The sequence below is a fragment of the Citrobacter sp. wls827 genome (genome assembly GCF_005280875.1).
GTDB lineage: Bacteria > Pseudomonadota > Gammaproteobacteria > Enterobacterales > Enterobacteriaceae > Citrobacter > Citrobacter youngae.
The window spans coordinates 85,744-102,361 of record NZ_SZWR01000001.1 but is presented as its reverse complement, the minus strand read 5'-3'; the positions used below and the strand labels follow the sequence as shown (position 1 = coordinate 102,361).

Sequence of the window (16,618 nt, the reverse complement as noted above, 5' to 3'; positions counted from 1 at the left end):
GAACCATTGATTCCCCGAACGCCCGCTTAGCCGGGCGTTTTTTATTGCTCATTATCCAACTGCGTTAGTTCCTCAAGATCCTGCTTTCCCTGCCGATATTTTCTTTGTGTAACCTCTAATTGGTAGTAATAACCGCTGGGAAAATCCTGATTTACTCGTTATATTTGCGCCTACATAACGAAACTCAAAGGAGTTACAGATGGCACGTACATGGTTACGCTTGTTTGCAGGGGCAACACTTTCTCTTTCTGTTGCCGGACATGCACTGGCGGATGAAGGTAAAATCACAGTGTTTGCAGCGGCGTCGTTAACGAACGCGATGCAGGATATTGCCGCAGAATATAAAAAAGAGAAGAACGTTGATGTCGTTTCTTCTTTTGCTTCTTCTTCCACGCTGGCGCGCCAGATTGAAGCAGGCGCACCGGCCGATCTGTTTATTTCTGCCGATCAAAAGTGGATGGATTACGCGGTAGACAAAAAGTCTATCGATACCGCAACGCGCAAAACGCTGCTCGGTAACAGCCTGGTCGTTGTCGCGCCGAAAGCCAGTGCACAGAAAGACTTCACTATCGACAGCAAAACCAACTGGACCAGTTTGTTGAACGGTGGACGTCTGGCCGTTGGCGATCCGGAGCATGTTCCGGCGGGCATTTATGCCAAAGAGGCGCTGCAAAAACTGGGAGCATGGGATACCCTGGCACCGAAACTGGCTCCGGCTGAAGATGTACGTGGCGCATTGGCGCTGGTTGAACGCAACGAAGCCCCGCTGGGCATTGTCTATGGTTCTGATGCCGTCGCCAGCAAAGGCGTAAAAGTTGTGGCGACCTTCCCGGAAGACTCACATAAAAAAGTGGAATACCCTATCGCGGTTGTTGATGGCCACTCCAACGCAACGGTCAGCGCGTTCTATGATTACCTGAAAGGACCGCAGGCTTCTGAAATCTTCAAACGTTATGGATTTACGACCAAGTAATGATACTGACCGATCCTGAATGGCAGGCCGTCTTACTGAGCCTGAAAGTTTCTTCCCTGGCCGTGTTGTTTAGCCTGCCGTTTGGGATCTTCTTTGCCTGGCTACTGGTACGCTGTAAGTTCCCGGGCAAAGCGTTGCTCGACAGCGTACTGCACTTGCCGCTGGTACTGCCTCCGGTTGTGGTGGGGTACCTGTTGCTGGTGGCTATGGGGCGGCGCGGATTCATTGGCGAATGGCTGTATGACTGGTTTGGCATCACCTTTGCCTTTAGCTGGCGCGGTGCGGTACTGGCCGCGGCGGTGATGTCTTTTCCTCTTATGGTGCGGGCTATTCGTCTGGCGCTGGAAGGTGTTGACGTCAAGCTGGAGCAGGCGGCCCGCACGCTGGGAGCCGGGCGTTGGCGCGTATTCATGACCATTACCTTACCGCTGATGCTGCCCGGTATTATTGTCGGTACGGTGCTGGCGTTCGCGCGTTCACTCGGGGAATTTGGCGCAACCATTACTTTTGTTTCTAATATCCCAGGCGAAACGCGCACCATTCCTTCGGCGATGTACACCCTCATCCAGACGCCTGGTGGCGAAAGCGCGGCGGCAAGGTTATGCATTATTTCTATCGTACTGGCGCTGATTTCGCTGCTCATTTCTGAGTGGCTGGCGCGAATTAGCCGTGAACGGACGGGGCGATAATCATGCTGGAACTTAATTTCTCCCAGACGCTGGGAACCCACTGCCTGACGCTCAACGAAACGCTGCCAGCCAGCGGTATTACCGCTATTTTTGGTGTCTCCGGTGCGGGCAAAACGTCGCTGATTAATGCTATCAGTGGTCTGACCCAACCACAGTCCGGGCGCATTGTGCTCAACGGTCGGGTACTGAATGACGTTGAAAACGGTATCTGCCTGACGCCTGAAAAACGCCGGGTGGGCTATGTTTTTCAGGACGCGCGTCTGTTCCCGCATTATAAAGTACGCGGCAATCTGCGTTACGGTATGGCGAAAAGCATGGCCGGACAGTTTGATAAGCTGGTGGCGCTGTTGGGTATTGAGCCTTTGCTCGACCGTCTACCCGGCGGCCTTTCTGGTGGTGAAAAGCAGCGTGTCGCCATCGGTCGGGCGCTGCTTACTGCACCGGAGTTGCTGTTGCTTGATGAGCCGCTCGCCTCGCTGGACATTCCGCGTAAGCGCGAACTGCTGCCTTACCTGCAACGCCTGGCGCGTGAAATTAATATTCCGATGCTGTATGTCAGTCACTCGCTCGATGAAATTTTGCACCTGGCGGACAAAGTGATGGTGCTGGAAAACGGGCAGGTGAAAGCGTTTGGTTCGCTGGAGGACGTCTGGGGCAGCAGCGTGATGCACCCCTGGCTGCCGAAGGAACAGCAAAGCAGCATTCTGAAAGTCAGCGTACTGGAACATCATCCGCACTATGCGATGACCGCGCTGGCGCTCGGCGATCAGCATCTGTGGGTCAATAAGCTGGATCAACCACTGCAAACCGCGCTGCGTATTCGTATTCAGGCATCAGATGTTTCACTGGTGCTCCAACCGCCGCAGCAGACCAGTATTCGTAACGTGCTGCGGGCGAAAGTCGCGCAGTGCTATGACGATAACGGTCAGGTGGAAGTACAGCTTGAGGTCGGCGGGAAAACGCTGTGGGCGAGAATTAGCCCATGGGCCAGGGATGAACTGGGTATCAAGCCTGGCCTGTGGCTGTATGCGCAAATTAAGAGCGTGTCGATTACTGCCTGATTACAACAGGTGGGAATAGATAAATTTCGCGATGCTGTCGGTGGTGTTGTCACCAATCACGATGTTGGCGCGGGCTTTGACTGCATCATCGGCATTGCCCATCGCCACGCCGGTACCTGCGGCTTCCAGCATACTGATATCGTTGAAGTTATCGCCAAAGGCGATCACGTTTTCCATTGATCCGCCCTGGGCTTCAATCCACTGGGCAAGGCGTCGTCCTTTGCTGTTGCCTTTACGGGCCACGTCAACCTGATCATGCCAGGACCACTCACACTCCAGCCCCAGTTGCTGTTCAACATGTTTACCAAACTGCTGCAGCTTTGGAATATCTTCGTCAGTCAGGGCAAATTTCCACACGGCGTTGACGTCATGCGCCGCCTGCGCCAGTGAAGGTACCTGGGTGAAGGTCGGGCGCTGTTCCGGCGGCAGGGTTTGCGCCCAGTTAGCGGTACGCACCACATGCCCGGTTGGGCGCTCATACAGCATGGCTTCATCCACATACATCAGCCCATGGATCTGATGTTCATTCAGCATATCGATCAGTTGCAACGCCTGGTTAACCGGGAGGGGATCGGATTCCAGCACCTTTTTCGCCTGATAATCATACAAGTAGGTACCGTTGCAGCAAATTGCAGGTGTATCCAGCGCCAGTGCCTGATAAAAAGGATGAATAGCAACGTGATGGCGACCCGTGACAATGATAAGTTGGTAGCCTGCTTCTCTGGCGCGCGAGAGCGCTTCGAGAGAGGAGGGCAGCAAGGTTTTCTTCGGGGTCAACAGGGTACCGTCTAAATCCAGGGCAATCACGCGTGCGGTCATAGGTTTTTCCAGATTAAGGTTGAGAATTTTGTCTGCTGGAATGGTACACCGAGACGGGAGCCGGACAAAATTCTGAGCCTTAATTAAGCATTCACCGTTAAAAGCGTCTACCTTAGGCGTGTGTCAGGCAATTGCAGCCACCTGCCAAAAGCAAAGGAGTTTTCATGAAGCAAACCGTTTATACCGCCAGCCCTGAGAGTCAGCAAATTCACGTCTGGAGCCTGAATCACGAGGGGTCTCTGACGCTGACGCAGGTGGTTGATGTGCCGGGTCAGGTACAGCCGATGGTCGTCAGCCCGGATAAGCGCTACCTCTATGTTGGCGTGCGCCCGGAGTTTCGCGTGCTGGCTTACCGTATTGCGCCTGATGACGGTGCGCTGACTTTCGCGGCAGAGTCTGCGCTGCCGGGGAGCCCGACGCATATTTCTACCGATCATCAGGGGCGTTTTGTGTTTGTTGGCTCTTATAACGCGGGCAGCGTGAGCGTTACCCGTCTGGATGATGGTCTGCCGGTAGAGCTGGTAGACGTGGTTGAAGGTCTGGACGGCTGCCACTCGGCCAACATCTCACCGGATAACCGTACCCTATGGGTTCCGGCGTTGAAACAGGATCGTATCTGCCTGTTCACCGTCAGCGATGATGGTCATCTGGTCGCGCAGGAGCCGGCGGAAGTGACTACCGTTGAAGGCGCAGGCCCGCGCCATATGGCATTCCATCCGAATCAGCAATATGCCTACTGCGTGAATGAGTTGAACAGCTCCGTTGACGTCTGGGAACTGAAAGATCCGTATGGCAAAATTGAGTGTGTGCAGACGCTGGATATGATGCCTGCTGATTTCTCTGATACCCGCTGGGCGGCAGATATCCATATTACGCCAGATGGTCGTCATCTGTATGCCTGTGACCGTACCGCCAGCCTGATTACGGTGTTTAGCGTCTCAGAAGATGGGAGTGTGCTGACGAAAGAAGGCTTCCAGCCGACCGAAACCCAGCCGCGCGGTTTTAATATCGACCACAGTGGGAAATACCTGATCGCCGCCGGGCAAAAATCGCACCATATCGCGGTGTATGAGATTGCAGGTGAACAAGGCCTGTTGACGGAGAAAGGTCGCTACGCGGTAGGGCAAGGTCCGATGTGGGTGGTGATTAACGCGTACTAACAACAGCGGCGCCCGTTAGCGGGCGTCGCTATCTGTAAGATTGATTGCGAATGCTTTTGCTGTTTCTGTCTGTTTGATCCCATTCTATAGTCAGTTGTACTCGCGTTTCTGCTGACGGCCTGTACCTCTTTTTCTTCAGCGCTGAATACCAGCGCCTGCTTTCGAAAAAAATGCTTTTCTACCAAAAATTGGAGCATTTTTTATAATCTTTTAATGTGCTTTTATAGTATTAATAACCCCGCAGAGTTATTTTTACATTAATTTCGCGAATGTAATTGTTATTTGTTTTTATAATATTAGCGGTGTTAATTATTAATTCTCTCAATGTGAAAAATATTTTCTTTCCTATATGGGGTATATATATGTCTGATTTAAGTTTCAGTGTTGCAAGTAGATCTATTTGTGATAAATTAGCAGATAAAAACATTGTAAAAAAAAGACCGCCAGTGGAGAGAAGGAGGCATCTTGCTGATAATCTCCAGTCAGTAAAACAGTCAGATAAAAAGATAAATGTATCTGATGGGATCTGCAAAATTAATAACTCCCATGAATTAGATAAAGCGAATGTCCATCACAAACATCATCATAAATCGATTCAGGTTCAACGTCATCAAAGTAACAAAGGAAAAATTGAACATGCAAAATTAGAAAATAAAACTAACAAAGAATTTATTAATGAAATTAAAAATAATAATGGAGTTATAAACACTCGTGGTAATCGCATTCTTCCGTTATACGCTGGATGTGAGGTACAAATGTCTGTTAATGGCCAAAATGTAATAGTTAAGCCCTCTTTTGATTCAATTGGTCAGGTTGAGTTTTGCATAGCTAAACGAGGCAAGGAAGACGTTATAGCCAGAACATTGACGAAAAAAGAGATTATCACTATTCTTTCAGAAGCAAGGTATAAAAAAGACACTTATACAGTAGATGTTAACGGAATTACATTCCCCTCTTCTCCAAAAGGTGAGAAGAAATTTATTCCATGGAACCATATTCTGGCTACTACCCCTGAAAAATCCACTAATGCCAATAAGTATGAGGGAACAATGGCTAAGGGTGGTGAGATTATTTTATTTATCGATGAGAGTCAGGGGGGGCGTGGAAATCTAGCGGAGGTAAAACAGGAAACGATAATACCACTCAATGATATTATTGGTCGGCGAACGCTGAATACCGATCGTGATTTCCCTACGAATATTGATAAATACAATAGATTTGACAGTAGAAATATGAATTCACTTTCTTTAAATGACATTGAAAATAGGTTAAACAAAAGAAAGGAAAGTGCTGATCATGCTGCCCATAACCTTCAGAAGGCCGAAAAAATGGCAGTCAAGGCTGAAGGTGCGGCTAAAAAGAGTGATGCTACTGACAAAGAAAAGGCCTATGCAATAAAGGCAAGAAAAGACGCAGATAAAGCCCAGAGTAAAAATGATGCCGCTCAAGCCGCTTTTCGCAGTGTACGGGAGAACATTATTACTATTTATTTTGAAACGGAAAGACAATACGGCGCGGTTGCCGTAAGAACGCTACGAGATAGTATCGTTCATATACTGGCAGATACAGATGTCAACAATATGGTCCATATTGATCGCAAAGGGAATATGAATGATGAAGCCAGAATGTATGTTTTAAACTCTGGATGGACAAATAATGAGGGGCATTACATAGAAGGTGTTTTCAAAAGGCATCTCATACCTTTATTGCACTCTGAGAGGACGTTCGTAAAAATTCGCTCGGAGGACAAAACAAGAGGATCTTTACGTAAACTTAGAAATTTGTATGGGCGGCATGCAAAGCATGCTTTGCAAGCGCTATCCACATCTGAGCAGGCTGAAATAACGGTTATTATTCAGTGCGTAAAGGATGGTGTGAGCCTCAGGCGTTTCTCGCCAACGATGTTACGTAAATATCTCCCCATTATTGAAGAAATAGCAAAAGATCGCAAAAATATACTTTCAATGGAAAAACAGAAAAATAAAATATTTACCACTAATGACCCTCTTGGACACAAGGCAGGTGAGGAATTATCTTCACTGCTGCGCATTATTAGAGAGAATAAAACAGATGTAGCCAAATGCGAAGATATGATAACCAATTGCCTTTTTAAGGTTGGTCCAGGAAATGAAAATGAAATTATAAATCACTATGCTGATTTATTAAGCCATAACCCATTGATTTTAGAAGTGGAAAAAACGCATTCATACGCAAAAGACCTCGAGCAAGTAAAACAGGAAATTAATGGCTTACTGTCTAATAAAATAAAGCTTGAGGCTGCCGGGAAGTCATCAATGCGTAAAGAGATAAAGGATATTCGGCATAAATTAAAAGAGTTATCCAGGATAAGAGAGAGTTTAGAGATTGCCGTTAATCATTGCAATAGAGGAAGTGAAGCTACTATCCGATTTATTGGCATAAATGAAAACGTTAGAAATGTTAGTACTACTCGCAGCTATTTCGATAATTTATCTGTGTATCACGGTAAAAAAATAAGAGATACTATGGTAAAAGGATATCGCAAAAGTATCGATCAGATGATAGCCCATAGCAGCGCACAAGATAAAATGTTTTACTTTAGCTATTATATTGAGCTATTTAGCCTTATGTACGAGGCTTGTCAGGACAAGATCAAATCTGGAACCGCTTCGGATAATGATAAATTCCTGGCTAAACTTTATTCCTATGAAGCTAAAAAAATGACTAGTCAGCTCAGTTATTATCTTTCGCATTTAGAAAAAGTAGGGATAAATAAACTGGAAAGTAATTTACGTCCTGTAACGCAGAATGCGTTAAACATGATAATACCAAAACGACCGGAAGAAATTAAAGAAAAATTTGTAGCGGTAAGGGGTCATGCTGAACAACCGAGTAGGCAACAGAATGTGCTTGAAACTATACAGATTGCACAGGAACTGGCAATCCAGATAAAAACAGTGGTGAATTGTCTTAAAGAAGACAATATACCGAATGCTCTATTGATGACCCAGTCTTTGGCTGAACAATTAAACACGGTGGTAAATAACCTCGAAACGGGTGAGCAACGTCCACAGGATGTTGGGACAGAACCTGAGCGGGTGATTGCACAAGCCCGGGAACGGTTAGCACAAATTAACAATAGTGATAGTGGAAATAAATCAAAATTATTGAATTATGCTCAGACATTAGCAACGCAACTTAATGAATTGGTAGGGCAATTAAATACGCTGGTAAATAACCTTGAAACGGATGAGCAACGTCCACAGGATGTTGGGAAAGAATCTGAGCGGGTGATTGTACAAGCCCAGGAACGGTTAGCACAAATTAATAATAGTGATAGTGTAAATAAATCACAATTATTGAATCATGCTCAGACATTAGCAACGCAATTTAATGAATTGGTAGAGCAGTTAAAGAAATTAATGAGTGCAAATACGGCCCCAGAAGCCGCTTTTTTGCGTACCAGTGCAATCGCTAATCAGGATGAAAGCGGCCCTTCTTACGCCCGGTTGGATCACAAAGATGTGGCGTTACTTCGGGAATCTTATAGACACAGAAATAACGGTAAGGCGTACGAAAAAAATTGGGAGAAAATTAAAAAAATTTATATTGATGCGGGTGCAAATAAAGGGTTGTATGATATTTCAGCCAACGATACGGGACTGGGACTAAGCCTTGCTTATAAAAAAGAAGGTAAGGATGTCATTATTCAGTATGACCTGAATGGAGATATTCAGCCTGTGATTGATATGTCTACCTGGCGAGTTGTACCTTCAGAAAAAAACAAGGATGATCAATATAAATCCAATAACATATTGTTTGTTGAAAAAATGATTGATCATGCTACGAGAGCTATCATCACTCCAGATATAAAAGATGAAGTGACTATACAGGCTCTTAAATTCTATGTGAAAGGTGCTTTTGGCCAGGATATTAATATCCTGGATGTTAAAAACTTTAATGTTAATCCCAAAGCTATCAACATCATCATGCATAGTGATGGTTCGGCTCAACTGGTCACTAGAAAAAATGGAGTAAATGAAGTACATAGAAAAGAAATTGATCTTTTTAATGTTATTAGTCATGAGTTGCATGTGAAAGGCGGTAAAAACAGAGATATAGCACAAGGTTCTATTTCTTCAGAATTCATCAAAGATAAAGTAGAGGGTATGATTTTTTCTCCAGATCTAGCGACTATTGTAAATCAAGTAGATGTCAGAAGGCCAATTGATGAAAACAGTTCTGAGTATAAGGAGTACTTAAACAAGAAGCAAAGTCTGGATGCCTTAAAAGAAAAAATAATAAACCTGGGGCATTTGAATAAAGTTATTTTGCGCATGCCTGAAGGGACCGCCTTTCGCATGACTAAGGATGGTTTTTTGCAAACGGCTGTTATTAATGGCGATAATGCGATTGTTTCGAAAGTTTACAGCCATAGCGAAGGACTAATTGAAAATGGGGAGTATATTCCTCAGGTTATGGCTTCAGATTCTATATCCACTGGTGTAGCGCAAGATGCAGATTTACTCAATCTAATGTTGAATTTGGATGATACCCCTAATCCAAATGTACCGAAAAAGCAAGAGGCACCTGATCTGGATGCTATATTAAGGGAGTTGTCCGCAACACTGCCATCAACGGAAAGTTCTGCTAATAAATTGCAAACTGCTTCTAAAGTAGAAAAAAATATTAAGCCTGATATCGCATTAATGTCTTCAGATAAAGGTAATAATGAAAATAGTATCACTGATGTGGCTCAGGAGGCGGCGACTCAAAAAAATGAACGTGTAGTAGTAAGTGATCGAGATACTGTAAATATTGAATCTCAAAATAGAACTTTGACCTCAGCAGATACTGTTAACCAACCTCAGCAAGTTAAAGATGTTGTAGATATTACAAGTGAAATGTCAGATTTAAAGACGAAAATTCTCGATGCGATTGATTTCAAGAAATTCCATTCACAAATTGATGGCGAAATAGCTGTTTTAGCTCTTTATTCATATTTGGCAAGTCAAGGCATTCGTCTCCATGTTTTGAACGATGGACATGGTAATGGACTTCTTGGTCGTGTTAACTTTAACTCGGGATTTGTAAGTAGAGGATTAAATATTGGGTCAGAGTTGGAAACTAACAAGGATATTTACGTATTTTTAAAAAACGGACATTATGATGGCTTTAGCCCATCATCAATGAAACCTGTTCAGGTAAACGGTGATGGTAACTGTCTTTTTCATTCTGCGGCAGCAATGTTAAATCAAATTGCAATGAATAATGATGCTGCAATGAAGGGTGACGATCTCAATGCCATGACAAAAGTACATCTGGAAGACAATTTCGATAGGTTTGTTACGGCATTTTTTAATGCTCATGATGAAGTTGAAATTAAACAGATGCAGAATGGAGACCTTAAAACGCATTCTGAAAAACTGTTCAGTCTTGTGAAAGAATATAAAGAATCCAGAACAAAAACAAAAGAAACTGTCGCTGTACAGCCCGCAGATGATTTACCTCAAAGCAAGGCTTCAGAACGCGGACTCAGCAGAAAAGAACTCAACCGCCTTTACAGCAACCGGGCAGTGTTGGTGCAATAAGTAGAGAGGCATGTTCAGGGATGGCAGTAAGCCATCCCTTTTCGCTGTTACTGCTTCGGTTCTGCGACCACTTTGCTACCAATACCGCGGTTGTTGTATTCCCACATGCGGTTGAAGTTGGTGTCGTTCAGGTTGCGCTGAATTTCACCTTTATCATCTTCCGCACCAGTGTTCCCGGCAAACGGGCGTTTTGCGATAACGCTGTCAGCCCATGGTTTTGCCATGTTAAAGCCTTCGTTAATCACGCTGTCACGGATAACGACCTGACCGTTAGTGTTGGAATCGATATCCAGCGAGCGGCCCAACTGCGCGACGCCATCGCCTGCTGCAGTAAAGCGGCTATTGGTGGCGAGGAAACCGTAGTAGATGTTGGACAGGGTAGCCGGTGCAAACACGTACGCTTCCTGCTGGGTGCGGGAGTTCACTACGCGGAAATCGGTGTTATCGAACACCACCGCGCCGCGACCAGAAACAATATCCACATCGCCTTCAATGTAGCTGTTGGTTACCAGAGTACGCGGTTGACGATCGCTTTCCAGACGGTTTTGTACGCCGCTGTTGGTCACGAAGAAGGTGTTCTGACGTCCCAGAATGTTAACCTTGTCGATCTGCACTTTATCGCCATCGGTACGCAGCGCAACGGCCGGGTGATTACCCGCATCAACGCTGTCACCGAGGTTATTTTCGATGGTCAGGTTCTGCAATTGCAGGCCGTTATTCTGTGACCAGATGACAGCAGAACACATCACGCCGATGTTGGTGCCGCGCTTGTTCTGGCAATTATCATACATATACCACGCAGGTTTACCCGGCATATATTTACCGCCTGGGTTCACCGTACGACGCCAGTCCGCGGTGCTCATTTCGCCATCAATAGCCTGGCCAATTTTCACATCCAGCGGTTTTTCGCCCATACCGTACAGCGTCAGGCTTCCCGTTGCTGCCGGGATGTAGACCGTGCCCTGATATTCACCTGGCATAATCGCGATGTACTGACGTTTGTTGGTACGTTTAATGATTGCCGCATCAACCGCGGCCTGAATGCTGGTATGCGTCACGCCCTGGGTGCCTGCCGGGCCAACGACAAAGTCAGGCTGCGCGGGCAAAGTAATAGAAGAGGGGCTCCACGGCGCAGTGTTTGGCGTCAGTGCGGAAAAATAGTGCGCAGCGACGAAATTTTTCGCTTCATTGGCCGACAGAATTGGGCGCATAGACGTTCCTGGCGCGGTCTGATCGGAAGGAATTTGATCGGGCGGTGTAGAGCTACAGGCGGTCAGCGTCACGCCAAAAGCCATAGCCAGCGCCAGACGGGAAACTGATGAAATGTTCACAGGTTGCTCCGGGCTTTGAAAGTTATCCATTGAAGCCTGCTTTTTTATACTAAGTTGAGCGAAACGGGAAGGTGAAAAGGTAAAAAGTTGTTTTTTATAGCAGCAATCTCGGGTGTAGAGAGTCCTTATATCACAATTAGATAACAATTTTGGTCCTTCAGGTTGACAACATCCACAGGATGCAAAATAAATGTCTATACAACCTATGACAAGTGGTGAGTCGAATGCAGCAATTTTTCCCTGATGATGCTATCTGGCGTAATGTCCGCCTGGCGACCATGGATCCTGAACGTGATACCCCGTATGGGCTGGTGGATGGTCACGCGCTGATCGTCCGCCAGGGCAAGATTCGCGATATCGTCCCGGAATCATCGTTATATCTCACACATGACAATACTTTTGATATGCAGGGCAGGCTGATTACGCCTGGCCTGATTGATTGCCATACGCATCTCGTCTTTGGCGGAAACCGCGCAGGTGAATGGGAGCAGCGGCTAAATGGTGTCTCCTACCAGCAGATAAGCGCTCAGGGTGGGGGGATTAATGCCACCGTGTCGGCGACGCGCAGCGCCTCCGATGAACAACTCTTACAGGTAGCCCATCAGCGGATGGAACAGCTGATCAAAGAAGGTGTTACGCTGCTGGAAATAAAATCCGGCTACGGTCTGGATTTGCCGACAGAAGAGAAAATATTGCGCGTGGTGGCAGCGCTGGCGGCAGAGAATATCGTTGAAATCAGCCCGACGCTGTTGGCCGCGCATGCGACGCCAGCGGAATTCCGTGATGATCCTGACGGCTATATTACGCTGGTGTGCGAGACCATTTTGCCGCAGCTGTGGGAACAAGGTCTGTTTGAGACCGTTGATCTGTTCTGTGAAAGCGTTGGTTTTTCGTTGGCGCAGAGTGAGCGGGTGTTTCAGGCTGCGCAGGCGCTGGGTATCCCGGTTAAAGGTCATGTCGAACAACTGTCATTGCTTGGCGGCGCACAGTTGGTAAGCCGCTATCACGGCTTATCCGCCGATCACATTGAATATCTGGATGAAGCGGGCGTGGCGGCGATGAGCCAAAGCGGTACGGTCGGTGTGCTATTGCCCGGCGCTTTTTATTTCCTCAAAGAGCAGCAGCGTCCGCCAGTCGAGTTATTACGTCAGTATCAGGTTCCGATGGCGGTGGCGACCGACTACAACCCCGGCACCAGCCCGTTTATTAGCCTGCACTGGGCGATGAATATGGCCTGTGTACAGTTTGGCTTAACGCCGGAAGAGGCATGGGCGGGGGTAACCCGTCATGCTGCCCGCGCGCTGGGGCGTCATGCCACTCACGGTCAACTGAAAGCCGGGTTTGTGGCCGACTTTGTGGTGTGGGATGCCGAACTCCCGGTCGAAATTCTCTATGAACCTGGTCGCAACCCAATCTATCAACGTGTATTTAAAGGGCAACCATCATGACCAACTGGCAACCCGCTTCTCCTGCGCTCTGGCAGGGACGTGATGACCGGGCCGAATCGCCGAATGCGCTGCGTCTGTTTCAGACTATCATGCTGAGCCCGGCGTTTTCCCCGGAAATGCACGCTGAGCAGATAGCACTGCTCGGGTTTGCCTGCGACGAAGGCGTTAAACGTAATCAGGGACGCACGGGAGCCGCCGGAGCGCCGGACGCGCTGCGTAAAGCACTGGCCAATTTAGCCAGTCACGATGGGCATCATCGACTGGTGGATCTGGGCAATATTGTGGCCCAGGCTCCCGACCTTGAAGGTGCTCAGCAGGCGCTGCGTACAGCGGTGCAGCGTTGCCTGCAGGCGGAGATGCGCACCTTCGTGTTGGGCGGGGGACATGAAACGGCATTTGCCCATGGTGCAGGGGTGTTGGATGCCTTCCCGCAGGCAAAAGTGGGGATTGTTAACCTCGATGCGCACCTGGACCTACGCTACGCCGAACAACCCACTTCCGGTACGCCGTTTCGTCAACTGGCGCACCTCTGTGAGCAACAGCAGCGTGAATTTCATTACGCCTGCGTTGGCGTCAGTCGGGCAGCGAATACCCAGGCGCTGTGGGATGAAGCGCAACGGCTGGGGGTTACCGTGGTCGAAGATCTGCACTGTGATACGGCGCAGGCGCAGCTGGCGCAATTTGTTGCAAACATGGATGTCATCTATCTGACAATCGACCTCGACGTGTTGCCGGTGTGGGAAATGCCCGCCGTATCCGCGCCTGCCGCGTTGGGTGTACCGCTGGCGACGTTGTTGGGGCTGATTGAACCTCTTTGTCGCAGCGGTAAACTCCAGGCGGTAGATATGGTTGAGTTTAACCCGCGTTTTGATGATGATGGCAGGGCTGCGCGGGTTGCGGCGCGATTAGGCTGGCAAATCGCCCACTGGTGGCACTGACATACCTGATGGCGTAGCGCTTATCAGGTTCGGGTAATGCCTGTAAACTGTACCCACTCACATTTTCAGCTTAAGGAAGGCTCACGCATGCTCCCATCCCGTTCTGCTCCGGCTCCTTTTTACGAAAAGGTCAAACAGGAGATCAGCGAAAAAATTGCCAGCGGTATCTGGCAACCTCACGATCGCATTCCGTCTGAGGCAGAGCTGGTGGCGCAGTATGGTTTTAGCCGCATGACCATCAACCGGGCGCTGCGTGAGTTAACGGATGAAGGTTTACTGGTGCGTTTGCAGGGCGTGGGGACGTTTGTCGCCGAGCCAAAAGGTCAGTCCGCGCTGTTTGAAATTCGCAGCATCGCGGATGAAATCAACGCCCGTCAGCATCAGCACCGGTGCGAAGTGCTGACGCTGGAAAGAACCCGGGCAAACGCGCAGCAGGCTTTGGTATTAAACGTCAAAGAAGGCACCTCTATTTTTCACTCTGTCATGGTGCACTACGAGAACGATCTGCCGGTACAGATTGAAGATCGCTGCGTGAATGCCGAAATTGTGCCGGAGTACCTGGCGCAGGATTACAGCCAGACTACGCCGCACGCTTACCTGTCGCTGATAGCCCCTTTAACGGAAGGTGAGCATATTGTTGAAGCGGTACGTGCCAGCGCTGAAGAGTGCGCGCTGCTGAATATCAAAGAACACGATCCCTGCCTGCTGATCCGCCGCAAGACCTGGTCTGCGTCTTCTATTGTCTCTCATGCCCGTTTGCTGTTCCCGGGTTCCCGCTATCGCCTGCAAGGGCGGTTTATGTCCTGATACAGGACATGAAAACCGTGATTGCTGACGCAATATAATAAAAATGTATCTTAATTGTTAAAATCATCCTTGCGGTGACTTGTATAGACAAGTATATGTTACTTATCTATCCGACGTTCGCGAGGAGTTTTCTGTCATGTCCCATAGCAAATATCGTCAGCAGGATATTCGTGCCCCACGCGGCACCACCTTAACGGCCAAAAGCTGGCTGACCGAAGCGCCGCTGCGCATGTTAATGAATAATCTGGATCCCGATGTGGCGGAAAATCCGCATGAGCTGGTGGTTTACGGCGGGATTGGCCGCGCCGCACGGGACTGGGAATGCTATGACGCCATCGTCAACGCGCTGACCAAACTGGAGACCGATGAGACGCTGCTGGTCCAGTCCGGAAAACCGGTAGGCGTATTTAAAACTCACGACAACGCACCGCGCGTGCTGATTGCCAACTCCAACCTGGTGCCGCACTGGGCTACCTGGGAACACTTTAATGAACTGGATGCCAAAGGGCTGGCGATGTATGGCCAGATGACCGCCGGGAGCTGGATCTACATCGGCAGTCAGGGCATCGTACAGGGCACTTATGAAACCTTCGTTGAGGCCGGGCGTCAGCATTATCAGGGTAACCTGAGCGGACGCTGGGTTCTGACCGCCGGGCTGGGCGGTATGGGCGGGGCGCAGCCGTTAGCCGCTACGCTTGCGGGGGCGTGTTCGCTGAACATTGAATGCCAGCAAAGCCGGATCGATTTCCGTCTGCGTACCCGTTATGTGGATGAGCAGGCCACCTCACTGGACGATGCGCTGGCGCGTATCGACAAATACACCCGTGAAGGTAAAGCGGTCTCCATTGCGCTATGCGCGAACGCTGCTGACGTTGTGCCGGAACTGGTTAAGCGCGGCGTGCGCCCGGACATGGTCACCGACCAGACCAGCGCCCACGATCCGCTGCACGGTTATCTGCCGTCCGGCTGGAGCTGGGATGAGTATCAGGCAAAAGCGGTGTCCGATCCGCAGGGCACGGTGCAGGCGGCGAAATGTTCAATGGCAACGCACGTTGAGGCGATGCTGGCGTTTAGCCAAATGGGCGTGCCGACGTTTGATTACGGTAATAACATTCGCCAGATGGCTAAAGAGATGGGCGTGGAAAACGCTTTTGATTTCCCCGGCTTCGTACCTGCTTACATTCGACCGTTGTTCTGTCGCGGCATTGGCCCGTTCCGTTGGGTGGCGCTTTCCGGCGATCCGCAGGATATTTATAAAACCGATGCCAAAGTGAAAGAGATCGTGGCTGACGATAAGCATCTGCACCACTGGCTGGATATGGCGCGTGAGCGGATTAATTTCCAGGGTTTACCGGCGCGTATCTGCTGGGTCGGGCTGGAATGGCGGCAAAAGCTGGGGCTGGCGTTTAATGAAATGGTGCGCAGCGGTGAAGTATCCGCGCCGATTGTTATTGGCCGTGACCATCTGGACTCCGGTTCTGTTGCCAGCCCGAACCGCGAAACCGAGGCCATGCGCGACGGTTCAGACGCCGTATCCGACTGGCCGCTGCTGAACGCGCTGCTTAACACCGCCAGCGGCGCGACCTGGGTGTCGCTGCATCACGGTGGCGGGGTCGGTATGGGCTTCTCTCAGCATGCCGGGATGGTGATTGTTTGCGATGGCACCGATGAAGCCGCGGCGCGTATCGCCCGGGTCTTACATAACGATCCGGCGACCGGGGTGATGCGCCACGCCGACGCCGGATATGACATTGCGGTGGAATGCGCCGTCGAAGAAGGGCTGAATTTGCCGATGATTGCTGCGACGCAGGAGAAACGCTGA

At 49.0% G+C, this 16,618-nt stretch carries 11 protein-coding genes; 9 read left to right on the top strand and 2 right to left on the bottom strand.

Going from position 1 to position 16,618, the window contains the following annotated elements; translation table 11 throughout:
• The first annotated feature begins 199 nt into the window (after positions 1-199).
• Genes modA through modC form a run of 3 tightly spaced genes read left to right on the top strand, consistent with a single transcriptional unit; the run spans position 200 to position 2,723 of the window.
• Positions 200-973 carry a molybdate ABC transporter substrate-binding protein gene (gene modA / locus FDX03_RS00460; protein ID WP_048212228.1) on the top strand — a complete coding sequence of 258 codons (774 nt, stop codon included), beginning with the start codon at positions 200-202 and terminating at the stop codon, positions 971-973.
• Complete coding sequence (gene modB, locus FDX03_RS00455; protein WP_005125418.1) at positions 973-1,662, top strand: molybdate ABC transporter permease subunit; 690 nt, start codon at positions 973-975, stop codon at positions 1,660-1,662. The genes modA and modB overlap by 1 nt, the downstream gene beginning before the upstream one ends.
• Positions 1,663-1,664: 2 nt before the next feature.
• Complete coding sequence (gene modC, locus FDX03_RS00450) at positions 1,665-2,723, top strand: molybdenum ABC transporter ATP-binding protein ModC (protein ID WP_040232493.1); 1,059 nt, start codon at positions 1,665-1,667, stop codon at positions 2,721-2,723.
• On the opposite strand, the gene FDX03_RS00445 is transcribed toward modC, so the two are convergent.
• Positions 2,724-3,542: a pyridoxal phosphatase gene (locus tag FDX03_RS00445; protein ID WP_061067554.1), complete on the bottom strand. Its 819-nt coding sequence runs from the start codon at positions 3,540-3,542 to the stop codon at positions 2,724-2,726.
• Between the two features lie 164 nt (positions 3,543-3,706).
• On the opposite strand from FDX03_RS00445, the gene pgl reads away from it, so the two are divergent.
• Positions 3,707-4,702: a 6-phosphogluconolactonase gene (pgl, locus tag FDX03_RS00440; RefSeq protein ID WP_137345333.1), complete on the top strand. Its 996-nt coding sequence runs from the start codon at positions 3,707-3,709 to the stop codon at positions 4,700-4,702.
• A gap of 362 nt (positions 4,703-5,064) precedes the next feature.
• On the top strand, positions 5,065-10,272 hold the full coding sequence (locus tag FDX03_RS00435) for a hypothetical protein (protein WP_137345332.1): 5,208 nt from the start codon (positions 5,065-5,067) through the stop codon (positions 10,270-10,272).
• 47 nt (positions 10,273-10,319) lie between these two features.
• On the opposite strand, the gene FDX03_RS00430 is transcribed toward FDX03_RS00435, so the two are convergent.
• Entirely contained in the window at positions 10,320-11,603 is a 1,284-nt protein-coding gene (locus FDX03_RS00430; RefSeq protein WP_137345331.1) for a putative acyl-CoA thioester hydrolase, read from the bottom strand.
• A gap of 224 nt (positions 11,604-11,827) precedes the next feature.
• On the opposite strand from FDX03_RS00430, the gene hutI reads away from it, so the two are divergent.
• The 4 genes from hutI to hutU all read left to right on the top strand — a co-directional run bounded on the left by hutI (position 11,828) and on the right by hutU (position 16,618).
• Positions 11,828-13,051: an imidazolonepropionase gene (gene hutI, locus FDX03_RS00425; RefSeq protein WP_137345330.1), complete on the top strand. Its 1,224-nt coding sequence runs from the start codon at positions 11,828-11,830 to the stop codon at positions 13,049-13,051.
• On the top strand, positions 13,048-13,989 hold the full coding sequence (hutG, locus tag FDX03_RS00420) for a formimidoylglutamase (protein ID WP_137345329.1): 942 nt from the start codon (positions 13,048-13,050) through the stop codon (positions 13,987-13,989). The genes hutI and hutG overlap by 4 nt, the downstream gene beginning before the upstream one ends.
• A gap of 87 nt (positions 13,990-14,076) precedes the next feature.
• Positions 14,077-14,796 carry a histidine utilization repressor gene (locus FDX03_RS00415; RefSeq protein ID WP_003023059.1) on the top strand — a complete coding sequence of 240 codons (720 nt, stop codon included), beginning with the start codon at positions 14,077-14,079 and terminating at the stop codon, positions 14,794-14,796.
• Between the two features lie 136 nt (positions 14,797-14,932).
• Positions 14,933-16,618 carry a urocanate hydratase gene (hutU, locus tag FDX03_RS00410; RefSeq protein WP_115643684.1) on the top strand — a complete coding sequence of 562 codons (1,686 nt, stop codon included), beginning with the start codon at positions 14,933-14,935 and terminating at the stop codon, positions 16,616-16,618.

Excerpts from the sequence above, each read along its gene's own strand:
- modB (WP_005125418.1), top strand. The coding sequence starts at position 973 with ATGATACTGACCGATCCTGAATGGCAGGCCGTCTTACTGAGCCTGAAA.
- modC (WP_040232493.1), top strand. The coding sequence starts at position 1,665 with ATGCTGGAACTTAATTTCTCCCAGACGCTGGGAACCCACTGCCTGACG.
- hutI (WP_137345330.1), top strand. The coding sequence starts at position 11,828 with ATGCAGCAATTTTTCCCTGATGATGCTATCTGGCGTAATGTCCGCCTG.
- FDX03_RS00445 (WP_061067554.1), bottom strand. The coding sequence starts at position 3,542 with ATGACCGCACGCGTGATTGCCCTGGATTTAGACGGTACCCTGTTGACC.
- hutG (WP_137345329.1), top strand. The coding sequence starts at position 13,048 with ATGACCAACTGGCAACCCGCTTCTCCTGCGCTCTGGCAGGGACGTGAT.
- hutU (WP_115643684.1), top strand. The coding sequence starts at position 14,933 with ATGTCCCATAGCAAATATCGTCAGCAGGATATTCGTGCCCCACGCGGC.
- pgl (WP_137345333.1), top strand. The coding sequence starts at position 3,707 with ATGAAGCAAACCGTTTATACCGCCAGCCCTGAGAGTCAGCAAATTCAC.
- FDX03_RS00415 (WP_003023059.1), top strand. The coding sequence starts at position 14,077 with ATGCTCCCATCCCGTTCTGCTCCGGCTCCTTTTTACGAAAAGGTCAAA.
- modA (WP_048212228.1), top strand. The coding sequence starts at position 200 with ATGGCACGTACATGGTTACGCTTGTTTGCAGGGGCAACACTTTCTCTT.
- FDX03_RS00435 (WP_137345332.1), top strand. The coding sequence starts at position 5,065 with ATGTCTGATTTAAGTTTCAGTGTTGCAAGTAGATCTATTTGTGATAAA.